The 14,551-nt window shown below is 51.0% G+C and carries 11 protein-coding genes and 7 pseudogenes; 9 read left to right on the top strand and 9 right to left on the bottom strand.

The genetic code is table 11. The features are described 5' to 3' along the window. Positions 1–6: 6 nt before the first annotated feature. The 7 genes and pseudogenes from ACXX82_RS00650 (at position 7) to ACXX82_RS00620 (ending at position 5,060) form a co-directional block, all read left to right on the top strand. Positions 7–444: a YeeE/YedE family protein gene (locus ACXX82_RS00650; RefSeq protein WP_458562117.1), complete on the top strand. Its 438-nt coding sequence runs from the start codon at positions 7–9 to the stop codon at positions 442–444. Between the two features lie 15 nt (positions 445–459). After that, positions 460–1,269: a sulfite exporter TauE/SafE family protein gene (locus ACXX82_RS00645; RefSeq protein ID WP_458562116.1), complete on the top strand. Its 810-nt coding sequence runs from the start codon at positions 460–462 to the stop codon at positions 1,267–1,269. Between the two features lie 117 nt (positions 1,270–1,386). After that, the gene (locus tag ACXX82_RS00640) at positions 1,387–2,163 is read left to right on the top strand and encodes a redoxin family protein (protein WP_458562115.1); all 777 of its coding nucleotides are present in this window, start codon (positions 1,387–1,389) and stop codon (positions 2,161–2,163) included. Between the two features lie 169 nt (positions 2,164–2,332). Further along, positions 2,333–3,214, top strand: a pseudogene (locus tag ACXX82_RS00635) (DUF4158 domain-containing protein); the annotation flags it as partial. A 548-nt stretch (positions 3,215–3,762) separates the two neighbouring features. Continuing rightward, positions 3,763–3,984, top strand: a complete 222-nt coding sequence (locus ACXX82_RS00630; RefSeq protein ID WP_458562114.1) for a TA system antitoxin ParD family protein — start codon at positions 3,763–3,765, stop codon at positions 3,982–3,984. Then, on the top strand, positions 3,984–4,271 hold the full coding sequence (locus ACXX82_RS00625) for a type II toxin-antitoxin system RelE/ParE family toxin (RefSeq protein ID WP_458562113.1): 288 nt from the start codon (positions 3,984–3,986) through the stop codon (positions 4,269–4,271). Before ACXX82_RS00630 ends, ACXX82_RS00625 begins: the two co-directional genes overlap by 1 nt. A 96-nt stretch (positions 4,272–4,367) precedes the next feature. Next, positions 4,368–5,060: pseudogene (locus tag ACXX82_RS00620) on the top strand (IS6 family transposase). A gap of 1,428 nt (positions 5,061–6,488) precedes the next feature. Here the strand turns inward: ACXX82_RS00620 and ACXX82_RS00615 are convergent. The 7 genes and pseudogenes from ACXX82_RS00615 to tnpA form a co-directional block, all read right to left on the bottom strand. Continuing rightward, positions 6,489–7,007 carry a GspE/PulE/PilB domain-containing protein gene (locus tag ACXX82_RS00615; RefSeq protein ID WP_458562112.1) on the bottom strand — a complete coding sequence of 173 codons (519 nt, stop codon included), beginning with the start codon at positions 7,005–7,007 and terminating at the stop codon, positions 6,489–6,491. A 279-nt stretch (positions 7,008–7,286) separates the two neighbouring features. Next, entirely contained in the window at positions 7,287–7,433 is a 147-nt protein-coding gene (locus ACXX82_RS00610) for a hypothetical protein (protein WP_458562111.1), read from the bottom strand. A 483-nt stretch (positions 7,434–7,916) separates the two neighbouring features. Beyond that, a complete protein-coding gene (locus tag ACXX82_RS00605; RefSeq protein WP_458562110.1) occupies positions 7,917–8,192 on the bottom strand; it encodes a helix-turn-helix domain-containing protein in 276 nt (91 codons plus the stop codon). Between the two features lie 521 nt (positions 8,193–8,713). Beyond that, positions 8,714–8,908 (bottom strand): annotated as a pseudogene (locus ACXX82_RS00600) (IS3 family transposase); the annotation flags it as partial. Between the two features lie 62 nt (positions 8,909–8,970). Further along, positions 8,971–10,536, bottom strand: coding sequence for an IS66 family transposase (gene tnpC, locus ACXX82_RS00595; protein ID WP_458562109.1), 1,566 nt, complete (start codon positions 10,534–10,536; stop codon positions 8,971–8,973). 29 nt (positions 10,537–10,565) lie between these two features. Further along, positions 10,566–10,880, bottom strand: a pseudogene (gene tnpB / locus ACXX82_RS00590) (IS66 family insertion sequence element accessory protein TnpB). A gap of 29 nt (positions 10,881–10,909) precedes the next feature. Continuing rightward, positions 10,910–11,302, bottom strand: coding sequence for an IS66-like element accessory protein TnpA (gene tnpA, locus ACXX82_RS00585; RefSeq protein WP_416186780.1), 393 nt, complete (start codon positions 11,300–11,302; stop codon positions 10,910–10,912). A 97-nt stretch (positions 11,303–11,399) separates the two neighbouring features. On the opposite strand from tnpA, the pseudogene ACXX82_RS00580 reads away from it, so the two are divergent. After that, positions 11,400–12,023, top strand: a pseudogene (locus tag ACXX82_RS00580) (transposase); the annotation flags it as partial. 175 nt (positions 12,024–12,198) lie between these two features. Then, positions 12,199–13,149: an AraC family transcriptional regulator gene (locus ACXX82_RS00575; protein ID WP_458562108.1), complete on the top strand. Its 951-nt coding sequence runs from the start codon at positions 12,199–12,201 to the stop codon at positions 13,147–13,149. Positions 13,150–13,236: 87 nt separating this feature from the next. Here ACXX82_RS00575 and ACXX82_RS00570 read toward each other — a convergent pair. After that, positions 13,237–13,942, bottom strand: a pseudogene (locus tag ACXX82_RS00570) (IS256 family transposase); the annotation flags it as partial. A 30-nt stretch (positions 13,943–13,972) separates the two neighbouring features. Beyond that, positions 13,973–14,515 (bottom strand): annotated as a pseudogene (locus tag ACXX82_RS00565) (transposase); the annotation flags it as partial. Positions 14,516–14,551 lie beyond the last annotated feature (36 nt).

Genomic DNA, 14,551 nt, shown 5'->3' with positions numbered 1-14,551 from the left:
GTATGTATGACAATCTTTTCAGCTCTGTTGGCGGGCTTGTTGTTCGGAATTGGACTCATCGTTTCTGGTATGTCTGATCCGTCCAAGGTACTTGGGTTTCTGGACCTGGCAGGAAAATGGGATCCGTCACTTGCGTTCGTAATGGGCGGGGCGATCATTATTGGTTCCCTGGTTTTCCCTTTCGCAACCCAACGGAACAAATCAGTTTTGGGAAGCCCCATGCGCCTGCCGACGGCTACAACGATTGACCGTCGCCTTGTCTTGGGCGGATTGACGTTCGGTGTGGGGTGGGGACTAGCTGGCTACTGCCCGGGCCCGGCACTGGCATCGGTCACGCACGGTGGCGCTAAGCCTTGGGTATTCGTTGTCGCGATGCTTGGCGGAATGGCGTTGTTCGAACTTTCCGAGAGGTTGAAAGTTAAGGCCGAATTGAAGGCAACGTAGCGAACAGGGAACGCAATGGTACTTAGTCTTGCTTTAGGCGTTGTGGTAGGCATCATCATGGGATTGACTGGAGCCGGTGGCGGCATTCTGGCCGTACCGCTGCTGGTTTTTGGCTTGCACATGTCGGTCGCGCAAGCGGGGCCAATTGGTCTTCTCGCTGTCGGAATTTCAGCTACGCTCGGCGCCCTGATTGGCCTAAAAAACAGCATTGTTCGTTATCGCGCGGCCATGCTCATCGCCGGTACCGGGATCTTGGTGGCGCCGCTAGGGGTATGGCTGGCGCAACGACTCAACACAAACGTATTAAGTATTCTCTTCGCCGCTGTACTGGCGTGGGTGGCTTACAAGACATTGAAGGAAGCGAGGGCCCTGGACACAGGTAGCCAACAAATTCCTCTGGCGCCGCCTTGCTTGCGGGACGCGCAGGGAGGGAGATTTGTTTGGACATCTAAATGTGCCCAGGTCCTCACGCTGTCTGGCGCGATTGCAGGCTTCCTCTCTGGGCTGTTAGGCGTCGGCGGCGGTTTCGTAATGGTGCCTGCCCTACAACGGTACACCGACCTGACGACACGATCCGTGGTCGCCACTTCTTTGGCCGTTATCGCACTTGTCTCGCTCGCCGGGGTTGGCAGCAGCATCGCAACAGGGAAGCTAGACCTCGCAGTGGCACTGCCATTCGCGGTCGGTGGTGCAGTGGGGATGGGCGCAGGGACACTGCTGTCTACACGGCTGTCGCAAAAAAGCCTAAAACTTTCATTCGCAGCTATTTGCGTCGTGGTCGCAATAGGCATGGTCATAAAGTCAGTTGGCGCCATGATTAGGTAACCAGCTGGTGCCCTGGCAACCAGGCGTTTCGGGACTGGCATATCGCCATTCAGCGCTCGCTGTTGATTTTTGGAGTAATTTTTGGATGCGATTCAGTTAGGGCCACTTGTCGTGCCCATGCAGGTAGCCATACTGGTTGTGAGTGTACTGCTCGCTAACCTAGTTGCAGCCTGGTTTCATCGGTCCCGCGGTCTTGATCCTGGTCCCATTCTGTGGAAAATGACACTGATCGGTTTTGCAGTGGCCAGGCTTATTTTCGTATTGCGCCATAACGATGTCTACTTCAAAGTTCCCATGTCGATAATGGATTTACGCGACGGGGGATTTGATAGCTTAGCCGGTTTTGCCACTGCATTCGTAGTTGGGGCCGAGTTGACCAGGCGCACCCCGGTGTTACGTAGGCCACTAACAATTGCAACATTGTTCGGGTGCGTGGTCTTCTTCGGGGGTGCTTTGATTAACCAGGCACTCACGCCTATGGAGGCACCTATTCCGCCTGTGGAAGTCCGGCGGCTTGACGGGTCGACTCTATCCCTCAGTAGTCTCGTCGGTCGTCCATTGGTCGTCAATATGTGGGCCACGTGGTGCCCCCCATGCCGCAGGGAGATGCCCGTATTGAAGTCTGCGCAGCAAGCACATCCGGAAATCGAATTTGTGTTTGTGAATCAAGGTGAGTCCGCCGAGACCGTGGAACGCTACCTTGCAGCTCATGGATTACAGATGCGAAACGTCGTCATCGATCCCGCCAAGCAGCTCAGCGCTCGTACCGGTTCTTCCGGTTACCCAACTACCCTGTTTTATGATGCAAAAGGGCGCTTGGCGATGCGGCACATGGGTGAGCTATCCGCCGCAACACTGGAAGATAAAATCAATCACCTGCGCGACGCTCGCTAAGTATCGAATGATCGTACCCCGATGAGGTGCAAGGCCTGTATTCGAACCGATTTAGGGACGCTTGGAATTGCGTTTATTAACGCGAGGAGTGACCTGTTGGTGGCTCCGGCAGGTACCTTTTCCCTGCCTGCGAGCCACAATGGTTTATTCCTAATTCCACAATAATAAAATGCCCGTCAGCTTTCTCTCGAACGACCAGCGCGAAAACTACGGCCGCTACTTGGGCCCGCCGTCGCCCCACGACCTTGCCCGGTATTTTCACTTGGACGACACAGATCATGCGCTGATCGCGCAAAAGCGCGGCGCGCACAATCGGCTGGGCTTCGCCGTCCAGCTCGGGACGGTGCGTTACCTGGGTACGTTTCTGGAAGACCCTCTGGCCGTGCCCCAACCCGTGCTGTGGGCGCTGGCCAAGCAGCTACGCATTGAGGCGCTGGAGAGGGCAAGCGCCTACAGTGTCGGCGAGCAGCGCTGGCAGCACGCGACGGAGATTCGCGCGTCGTATGGGTATGTGGAGTTCACGGAACCCCTGATCGCGTTCCGCCTGACAAGATGGCTGTACGCCCTTTGCTGGACTGGCACCGACCGGCCAAGCGTGCTGTTCGAGCGGGCCACGACATGGCTGGTGACGCACAAAGTGCTGCTACCTGGCTGTACGACGCTCGAACGGTACGTTGCTCGCCTGCGCAGCCGCGTCGAGGAGCGCTTATGGCGCTCGCTTGGCAATGGGATCAGCCTGGAGCAGCAAACGCGCCTGGAAGGCCTCCTGGTATCTTCTGGCGGCACGCGGAACTCGCCGCTTGATCGCCTGCGTAACGGTCCGGTGGTGGCCAGTAGCCGGTCAATGAGCCTGGCGCTGATGCGACTGCAAGCCGTCCGTGAGCTTGGCATCCGGCTGCCGCCAGCCACGCGCATCCCCGCCACACGGGTCGCGGCGCTGGCGCGGTTCGCCGGCGCCGCCAAGGCCAGCGCGATCCTCCGTCTGCCTGTGCTGCGCCGCCTGGCCACCCTGGTGGCGTTCGTACACTGTCTCGAAGCAACGGCACAGGACGCCACTGCGATCGAGGAGCGCCACGCTGGCCAACTGCTCGCGCGCGACGAACGTATCAACGCATTGACCACAGATTTCGCCCGCAAAGAAACCGAATACGCGGCAAGAATCACCGAACTTGACGGCATACGTAAGCATACCTTGTTGCAAATTGACGAAGCACGGGTTGAGTCGCGTCACTGGAAAGCCGAATTTGATCGCGTCGATACCGAGAATAAATCCAGCGTTGTCACATATCGTCAGCGCGCGTCTGCACTCGATGCCGAGCTCGCGGGTGTCCGTGGGCGCCTCGGTGCCGTGGAAGAGTCTTTCGCTGCCTCACGGTTACGATGCGCACAACTGGAAGCCGCGGCTATGACTGCGCATCCGGCGATTGCTACGGCTCCCACGCTATCGCGCAAAGTGCGCCCTGGGGGCTTAATCAAGCGACGCCAATAATACGGTGCGAAAGCCTCACACTATGAGGCGACGATATCGAATTTTCTGCGTTAAAAGTAGTGAAAGGTTGCATTTTGATGTAATATAAAACCTTCGCTAAGGGGGTATTTATGGCAATAGCATTGAAGTTATCAGACGAATTGATTGACCTTGCAAAGCTTTATGCTACTGCAGAGCATCGTTCTGTCCCTAAACAAATAGAGTATTGGGCACGACTTGGGAAGGCTGTAGATGACAATCCAGAATTGCCATTTCAGTTCATCAAAGATACGTTGCTGTCCGTTGCTGAGGCAAACGCCGGGCAACTATTTGAATACAAGTTTGGCTCGTAATGCCGCTTAAAATCAGCGTCACGCCTTCGTTTAATCGTGTTGTCAAAAAAATTCATGCGAAAGACAAAACAGTTGTTGATGCAGCTGTGCGCGCAATAGCGACTGATCCAACGATCGGCGATGAAAAAAAGGGCGATCTGGTGGGTATATTCGTCTACAAATTCAAGCTCAACAAGCAGGAGATATTGTTGGCCTACCGGTTGGAACCAGATAAGTTTAAGCCGCAAGAAGTTGTTTTGATGGCGCTTGGTTCACATGAGTATTTTTATACCACCATCAAACACTAGGGAAACGCAGATCAATTCAATTTCTGCGGGTTGAGCGGTTTTGTCGCAATACGGCAGCCATGTTAGGCTTGTTCGATGCGCACTGATCAAAAACCGATGAACCAAACTCTGTGCCGTGTTTTCAAGCGGCTGCACTATCCGATTGAAGTGATGCTGGTTTGCGTGCGCTGGTACGTGGCGTACCCGCTGAGCTTGCGACATCTGGAAGAGATGATGGCCGAACGTGGCGTAGCGGTCGATCATTCGACCATTCACCGGTGAGCCATCAAAATGCTGCCCGTGCTCGCCGCTATTTGCCGTCGGCGCAAGCGTCTGGTCGGCACGAGCTGGAGAATGGACGAAACTTACATAAAGGTCGCGGGTCAGTGGAACTACCTTTACCGGGCCGTTGACAAGACCGGCGACACCGTTGATTTTCTGCTGCGCGCCAAGCGCGATCATACCGCAGCCAGGGCATTCTTCGAACGCGCCATCGGCCTGCACGGCATGCCCTAGAAAATAGCCATCGACAAGAGCGGCTCCAACACGGCCGCCATCGTCAGCATCTAGGCCGATAGCGGTCTGACCATCGTGGTGCGCCAATCAAAGTACCTCAACAATATCGTCGAGCAAGACCACCGGGCCGTCAAACGCGTCACGCGACCGATGCTCGGCTTCAAGACCTTTCGCTGCGCCCGAATTATCATCGCGGAGATTGAAACCATGCATATGATTCGCAAGGGTCAACTCGCAGACATCAAAGACCCAACTTCGTCGGCAGCCACTCAGTTCTACTCACTGGCATTCTGATCGCCGCCGATCCCGTACAGATATTTCGTCTCATTGCGCTATCGCGACAAAACCACATCAACACCGTGCCGCTGTGTGGTATCTTTGAGACCCGACTTATCAGAACAGCAATCTTCGACGACCGCCAGTTTTACCTGCTCGGAATATTTCCCCATAAAAACATCCTAAAATTTGATGTCTAACTTTTGGGGTGCAGTTCACAATCATCTGAATGGTCCGGCGCGCGGTGAATGGGCTAGTTCCTGTCGGGAGGATGTACGTCACCCATTTCAGTAAAAGAGACATCAGCATGAAAATTCTCGTGGTTGGCAGTTGGCCTGTATTTAGAGAAAAAGTTGTTTTTAGATTTTCTGATCAGCGGCTTTTTGCGAGAAAATTTTGAAACGAACACTAGTCTCATGTGGAAATGAACAGTACGGTCTCATCAATCTACTCCCAAGCGCGCACGACACCTGGCGGGGTAATCCCCCCAAGAAAATAGAGCGTTTAAAAGTTGGATGTCCTCAAATGCAATTTTAGGATTTTTTTACATGAAGACATCACGCTTTACCGATACCCAGATCTTGCAGATTGAAACAGGACTAGGCGGGCACACCTGCACCCGAACTATGCACTGCATAAGTACCGCTGCCTTCTATCGTTGCCTTCGAAACGTGTGATCCGGGCCTTTGATCAAATCATCGAGTGGCATTGGCAATCCCAAAGCGATCCGCTCTGATAACGGCCCAGAATATATCAGTGCCGTCATTTCAGGATGGCCGCCAAGCGGGCATCCAAATCCATTTCATTCAACCTGGCAATCCGCAGAGAACGCGTCTGTCGAACGTTATAATCAGATAGTGTGATATGACTGGCTGGGCCATGATCCGATTGATTCGATTGATGAAATTCAAAATTTTGCCACCAGCTAGCTATGGACTTACAATCATGACCGGCGCCACGTGGGCCTAGACGGCGTCACACCAAAACAAAAACTGGCCTTGGCCGCTTAACCTCTACTTTTATTGCATCTTAAATTCGGGGATTACCGGCGCTTTCGCCAATAAGCTCAGCGAGGACGAGCAGCAGCAGATTCTCTGATGGCTATCAATACTGAATTTGTCACCAGTCCGCCAAGTCAGATGGTGCCTTCGCTGGTGGACTGGGGTGAATATCTCGCATCGGATTTACCATCTTCCGGATATTGAAAGTGAAGGAGTAATAGCATATCGGGGGACGTGCCAAAGAGTCATGACAAGCTACTGCGCAACTGCGACGAACCGTTTGTGGGCGTGGGATATACCTTGGCTGTCGACAAGTGTAAAAGGCCTGTATTTTTGTAGGTATGTGCTCCACATTTACAGTCACAAGATTGTCGAACCCGAAGCACGTTTTAGGCTATTTTGAAACCGATTCCGTCGTTTAGCTTAGCAATTAAAAATATTATGGTCATTTCACTCCTGCTCCCGCTCCATAAAATTTCGATATTACGTTATTTAGGTCTTGCTCTGACGCCATGACCGGATCAATCCTAAAGTCCGTATAAAACGCCAACATGTGTAAAGCGTCCGACGCTAATGGATTTTTCATCGCGACCACTAAGCGCGAATCGATCAGATATAAAGGTATCAGGCTGTACTTACGTAAAAGCTCTTCCGGGATAGTCTTAACTAGGGCGAGGTCAAACTCGAATTTAGAAAGTGAAATAAATGGAATTCCAAGCTTTTGTACCAATATCCTGTCCATTTTTTCTTGATTGACTAAGCCCATGTTACAAAGGATTTCGCCCAGATGCATTTCCGCGTTCGTAACCTGGAGCTGGAGTGCTCGGACCAATTGTTCTTTAATGATGAGCTTCTCCTGAATCAATGTTTCTCCTAGCCTAAGATGGGGCATCGATTTTTGTTTCTGCAGGTCTATCTCAACCTGTTGTTTTGTAACGGGATGCCATAACTTGATAATATGCATTAACTTCTATCTTTTAATGTTTAAATAAAATTTGAATTCAATTTCAGGGTCTGTCGCATTAGCAGAGATAAATCGGACTGCTGGTAAGCTTTTGATTTACCTTCACACTGAACGTATTTCTACGGCCATACAATAAAATTAGTCGGCGAACGACACCGTATTCTCTGCTGTAACGATCATCTGTCCTTTGAAAATCATGAGCATTTAGTTTGATGTCGGCCAGTACGTTTGCGGCGGGTCGAAATGACTTAAAATCGAGCATGGGTTTAGTCGCGCGTTTCATAGCTCGGCAGTCCTGCTCAATGACACTGTCGAGCTATTTGATCTGCCAATGACGATCGGGATTTCTTTGCCGGCACTGATCTCATCGATCGCCGCTATGTTGGCGTTCTTTTTATCCAACGTGACTTTTGTAGGAAACTGCATGGCTTGTCGAAAAACGTTTCGCAGCCACTATGTCCCGCATGGTCGTCCATAGATATTCGGTCGTGTTACCTCCCTTGTACGCAGCCCTATAGAGAAACTTTTAGACGTCTTTGGCTTTGATATAGGGTCTTCTCCATTAGCCAGCTTGCGCCACCGGGACGCTTGTCTCTAAAATCTGATCGCCCAGCAATTGATCGATGAGTGATCGAAAACCACAACGCGTTTGTCCATCATCGCTTTCACGTGTCAGCAACTCAATGGGTCGGCTGCGTACCAGCGCATGCAGACTAAAATCACGTCGATCGGAAATCGCATCCGTTTAAAATTGACCATATGGATCAGTCCATTAGTCAGGGATGCAACTGCCTTCCCGACTGGTCCGTCGGTTTGGCTAACGCGACAAAATCTCTGCAATCAATTTGTCCGTAGAAATGAAAAAAAGATGGAAAGGGAGGTTCATATAGAAGGTCAACTTTTAGAAAATCATCGGTTCTGATTATTCTTCGCATAGAATCCCGGGCTACATCCCATATTTTTACGAAACACTTTACCAAAGTATCCAGACTCATCAAACCCAGATCGTTCGCCAATTTTAGCGACAGGAACATTAGAAAAATTTCTATCTTTTAACATACGAATCGCGGCTTTTATTCTCATTTTTTGCAACGTTCCTAGAAATGTCGAACCACCTGAAGACATTGAAAATTGACGATGGACCTCTCGTATTGATACATGAAATTGATTCGGTGGGAAAGACATTGCACATATTCTTACCTGCATATCGATTTGTAGCACCTACCATAACATACCGAAACGGAAGGCAGTATGACGATGAAGCCATAATTTACGGTAAATATGAGACGGAAATTTTAATGTAGTCGTACTTCGCCTCGCTTTAATAAGACGTGCTCTCTGGTGATCCCTCATTTTTAAGATGCGCTAAAAGTCGAGAGCGTTCCCCGAAGTCTAATTCTCCATAGGTGACGTAAACTAACGTTGCATTGGAAAGAAACAGAAATGACTAAATACCAAAACACGCATATACGATTGAGTTCAAAAACCTTGCGGGGAAGCGCTCGTCTGATGGATAAGCGGTTTCGTAGGTGGTCAAAGAATGAGGCTTGAGCGACCAGATATGGTTCTAATGGAATGGACGCCCTCTTTCGAACGGCATCAACGTGCCAAAATAGGAGTGGTATTTTCCTAAACGAAAGGAGCGTCCAAAATGAAGAATCTGCTTCCCTCGATATTTCGTCTGCCATGAGGTGAATTTTATGCGGCTATTTTTTTTTCTTCTGTTCACTTTCCCAACATTTCAAATACTGAATTGGTGATCGGTAGCCGAGCGTCGAATGTAGCCGCTGACGATTATAAAAAACTTCAATGTATTCAAAGCTGGCACCCTTCATGTCGGCGTGAGTCAGGTAGCGCAGGCCATGATACCGTTCGTTCTTAAAGCTATTAAACCAGCTTTCCGGTAAGCGTATTCCCACGGCCGTCTCGATAAATTCCGGCAGAGAAATTCAATCGGCAAGAATTAGCGGGCTATCGCCATCGTAGATGTGAAGTTCCACGGCAGGAAGTCATGGACCTGATTGACCGGGTGGTCGGCGATATGGGTGAGAACGTGGCGTAGCCAGGCTTCAGGATCAATACCGTTTAATTTCGCTGTGCCGATCATTGAATAAACAGCGGCAGCCCGCTCTCCACCGCTGTCGGCACCCGCGAAGAGATAATTACGACGTCCGATAGCGACGCCACGCAAGGAGCGCTCCGCTGCGGGATTATCGATTTCAATGCATCCATCGTCACAATAACGTTTTAGCGCAGGCCATAGATTGAGGCTATACATGATGGCAGCGGTCGTGTCTGACTTGCGCGATAGCAGCAGAAGCGTCGCCCGTAACCAGAATTCGAAGTCTTCGATAAGCGCGAGCGATTGTGCTTGTCGGGCTGCGCGACGTTGGTCCGGTGGTTGGCCGCGAATCTCAGCTTCAATCACATACAGTTCGCCGATCCGGCGCAAGGCTTCAGTGGTGACCGCAGATGGTCGGGCCACATGCAAATCATAAAATTTACGGCGTGCATGCGCCCAGCAAGCGGCTTCCACGACCTGGCCGCTTTCATAAATGGCGTTAAATCCAGCGTAGGCATCCGCTTGCAACACGCCACTAAAAGAGGCCAGATGTGTTTGTGGATGGATGCCTTTACGGTCCGGAGTATAGGCAAACCAGACTGCTGCTGGTTCAACAGATCCGGAAGGACGGTCATCCCGCACATAGGTCCATAGTCGCGCTGTCTTGGTCTTGCCATTACCCGGTGCCAGAACGGGTATGGGTGTGTCGTCGGCATGCAGTTTCGTGGCAGCCAGCACATGGCGTCGAATCGCGTCCACCAGTGGTCGCAGCAAACTGCTGGCAGCACCGACCCAGTCAGCCAATAATCCCCGATCCAGTTCGACACCTTCACGGGCATACATGACAGATTGCCGATAGAGCGGCAGGTGATCGGCATATTTACTGACCAGTACATGGGCCAGTAATCCGGGACCTGCCAGACCGCGTGTAATCGGACGACTGGGCGCGGCAGCTTGCAGGATGGTATCGCAGCACTTGCAGGCCAGCTTCGGACGAATGTGTCGGATGACTCTGAAGCTGGCGGGAATGAATTCGAGTTGTTCAGCAACGTCTTCGCCCAGTTGCCGCAGGCCACCACCGCAATCCGGACAGGCATTTTGTTCGGGCAAATAAATCTTCTCATCACGGGGTAAATGAAGGGGCAGCGGTTTGCGCGGTGCACTCTGGCGTGGCTTTCTGGTCGGAGGTTCTTCCATGGCAACAGCACTCTCATCGGCCTGCAAATCTTCCAGTCGCAGTTCAAGTTGTTCGATCTGGTGATCGAGCTTCTCGGATTTGCGGCCGAACTGCATGCGTCTGAGCTTGGCGATAAGAAGCTTGAGGTGTTCGATTTCGATCCCGCGCGTGGAAAGCTCTTCCCGCAACTGCGCCAGCGTTTCACTTTGCGCGGCAAGGGCGACGTCACGCTCCAGGATCATGGCCTGCAAGGTCGCGATATCGTCAGGAAGAGTGGTGTGCGTTGGCATGGTGCCAGTTTACGCATGTGTGGCGATGTTTACAAGCCTGATGAGGGCCGATTCGTGCGTTCCGGACGCCGCCAGTCGATCCCTTCCAATAGCATCGACAACTGCGCTTGCGAGAGCGATACCGATCCTTCCGTTGCCTGCGGCCAGATGAAACGGCCGCGTTCGAGGCGCTTGGCCAGCAGGCACAGGCCATCGCCGGTCTACCACAGAATTTTAAGGATATCTCCACGCCGTCCCCGAAAGACGAAGACATGACCGCTGAACGGATCTTCGCCCAATGCCGTCTGCACCTTGGCTGCCAGGCCATTAAAACCACAGCGCATATCGGTCATACCCGCTGCCATCCAGATACGTGTGCCTGCCGGCAGACCAATCATGCGAGCAACCGTTCCAGAACAAGGGCAAGCATGGCAGAGTCGACGACGCCTTCGAGTCGAAGCCGGGCTTTGCCTACTTCCAGAATAATGACCCCGGGGGAAACAGCGGTACTGGTAAAGACCGGTTGTGTATCTACCGGCAGGGGATCGCTGAGCACAACCGGCAATAATGTACTCTGCGGGCCCGAGGCAGTTTCAAAGGCTCCCACATGAAATAGCTTGCGCCATGCAAAAACCTGATTGGCATTGAGGTCATGCGCACGCGCCACCCGCGATACCGAAGTTCCTGGCACCAGAGATTCTTCGGCGACCCTGCGTTTAAATTCCGTTGAATGCTGGCGATAAGCGCCGCGCTTTGCTCGCGAAACCGTCCCAATATTTGTGTCCATAATGTGAATTTGTGGGCACAATTAATTTGTGCCTTCCCATTCAAATCATGCAGAAATTTGGTGTTTATTGGTAGAGGGTACTGAGGGAACGCTTACGGATATTACGTGGATGCCGGCAGCGATCAACGGACAGTATTTTTACTGGTACATGATGCTCGACGTGTTCAGCCGGAAGATCGTCGGACACGAAGTGCATGTGGCGGAATCGGCTGAACTGGCGGCAATGCTGATGCGCCGGGCCAGTCTGGCCGAGGGTCTTGCCGGTCGTCCGTTAGTGCTGCATTCGGACAATGGCAGTCCGATGAAGGGAGCGACGATGCTGGCGACATTGGAGCAACTGGGCGTGGCACCATGGTTTAGCAGGCCACGGGTATCGAACGATAATGCCTTCGCCGAGGCGCTCTTCCGTACTTGCAAATACCGGCCCGACTATCCTTGCAAGGCATTTACCACGGTCGATGCGGCACGTAGCTGGACGACGCACTTTGTGCGCTGGTACAACCATCAGCACAAGCATAGTAGATTGAAACTCGTCACGCCAGCACAACGGCATGATGGAAAGGCACAAACGGGATTGCAGCAACGTGAAAACGTCTATGAGGCCGCGAAAAAACGGACGCCCAAAAGGTGGTCAGGTGCCACCAGAAACTGGTCACTGCAAGACCGGGTATGGCTCAATCCGGAACGCAGTGAACCGGAATTAGTAAAGAGTGCTGCTTGAAATGACGCGACAGGTGACTTGACGGTTACCGTTATCAAAAAAAGATCAGTATTAAGTCACATATTTGATGTTGTTTTTGCGTAATTTTCATACCACATCCGATTTTTGGATGTTAACGTACAAAGTTGAAAATTAGGGTACTAAAATGTGTGCTTCAAACTTCGAAGACATTTTTATGTCTGAAAAATTTTTTTTTGAAAATTGGGCTGGCACCTTTCATAAAAAAGTGAATCCGATCTATTTGGATAGCAGCGATCGTGAAAAGTTTAACGGGTATGCGAGTATCCGTTCATTGGGAGATGCGACGTATGGCCTTTCTTTTGGTGGTGGTGGCATTATCAAAGCCGTAAGAAATACGTATCATATTGCAGAAGCAGAAAGTCACTTCTTTAATCTTATCGTTCGGCGCAGTGGCCGTAGTAGGGTCCTACAAGCAGGACGCGAGATAAATTACGGCCCTGGTGAATTCCTATTGATTGATACAAAACAAGAGCTAGTATTCGAAATGGCCGATGTAAATTTCTCTTATGTATCCATTCCTGATGACTTAATGAGAGCCTGGATTCCAAATCCCGAGGATTGTGTTGCTAAGGTATTATCGGGAGATAGAGGATGGGCAGCCGTTTTATTGAACTACTTTAGTACCTTAGAACTTGCTGTTATTGCTGAAATGACTAAAACGCAACACATGCAAATGCTGGAACACATTTTATCGCTTTATTCCTTTGCCCTAAAAGAAGTTGGTATCATTCCACAAATGGACCCTTTTATTGCTGCATATAAACAAACAAAGTTGTATGGCGTGATGTACGACTGGATGACTGAACATTATATGGATTCGGAACTGTCAGCCGGATATATGGCCAGTAAATTTCGTATATCGATACGAGAAGTTCATCGTCAATTTTCATTGTCTTCAAACGGTTCGACGTTCCTAGGGACGTTACACGCAATGAGAATGAGAGCCGCTATTCGTATGTTAAAAGATAAGAATTTTGCTAAGCTATCTATGGCCGAGATAGGTGGAAGATCAGGGTTCAATAAGTCAGCATACTTTGGTAAAGTATTTCGAAAAAATATGGGATGTAGTCCAGGAACCTATGCAAAAATTTACCAAAGAAAATAAGATGGCATAGATTTAGAGGCTGTACGTTATCCAATGTAAATGGAATAACGTCTGAGGCTGTACATAATTCTGTGTAACTGTCCGGCTTCAAATAAACGGTTTCATCCGTTCTTCAAACTGAATAATAAACCGACTCATGGCCAATCGCGGATCGGCATGGTCCATTTTTTTGCTGCTGCGTCGACCGCCAAATAAATGACCTTTCGCACTGAGTCATCAGTGGAAAAGACCTTGCGCTTGTTGATGGCGGGGCGAATCACGCTATTGAGCGATTCAATCGCATTCGTGGTGTAAATCGCCTTGGAAATTTCGGTCGGATAGGCGAATAGCGTATTGAGGTTATGCCAGTTGCTTGGCCACGATTTACTGATCTGTGGGTATTGTGGATTCCACTGCTGGACAAACTGTTCCAGCGCCAACAGCGCCTGTTCTTCGGTCGTCGACTGGTAAATCGTCCTCAAGCCTGCCGTGACCGCTTTGTAGTGCTTCCAGCTGACATATTTGAGGGAGTTACGGACCATATGAATAATGCAAAGCTGGATTTGTGTCTGCGGATAGACTGTCGCAATCGCATCAGGAAAGCCCTTTAAACCATCGACGCAGGCAATGAGGATGTCTTGCAAGCCACGATTTTTCAGCTCCGTGAGGACGCCTAACCAGAATTTTTCCCCTTCATTTTAAGCCAGCCACATGCCCAATAGTTCTTTTTTCCCTTGCAAATTCACGCCCAGCGCCAGGAAGACCGCCTTGTTAATGACTTGGTTATCTTGCCGACTTTGACCACCAGGCAGTCGGTAACCGTCAAGTCACCTGTCGCGTCATTTCAAGCAGCACTCTTTACTAATTCCGGTTCACTGCGTTCCGGATTGAGCCATACCCGGTCTTGCAGTGACCAGTTTCTGGTGGCACCTGACCACCTTTTGGGCGTCCGTTTTTTCGCGGCCTCATAGACGTTTTCACGTTGCTGCAATCCCGTTTGTGCCTTTCCATCATGCCGTTGTGCTGGCGTGACGAGTTTCAATCTACTATGCTTGTGCTGATGGTTGTACCAGCGCACAAAGTGCGTCGTCCAGCTACGTGCCGCATCGACCGTGGTAAATGCCTTGCAAGGATAGTCGGGCCGGTATTTGCAAGTACGGAAGAGCGCCTCGGCGAAGGCATTATCGTTCGATACCCGTGGCCTGCTAAACCATGGTGCCACGCCCAGTTGCTCCAATGTCGCCAGCATCGTCGCTCCCTTCATCGGACTGCCATTGTCCGAATGCAGCACTAACGGACGACCGGCAAGACCCTCGGCCAGACTGGCCCGGCGCATCAGCATTGCCGTCAGTTCAGCCGATTCCGCCACATGCACTTCGTGTCCGACGGTAATCCCCCCATTTTTAAGATGCGCTAAAAGTAG

The sequence above is a fragment of the Glaciimonas sp. GNP009 genome, assembly GCF_054343755.1.
The sequence above is the reverse complement of the archived record's forward strand: the minus strand, read 5'-3'. Positions and strand labels throughout refer to the sequence as shown.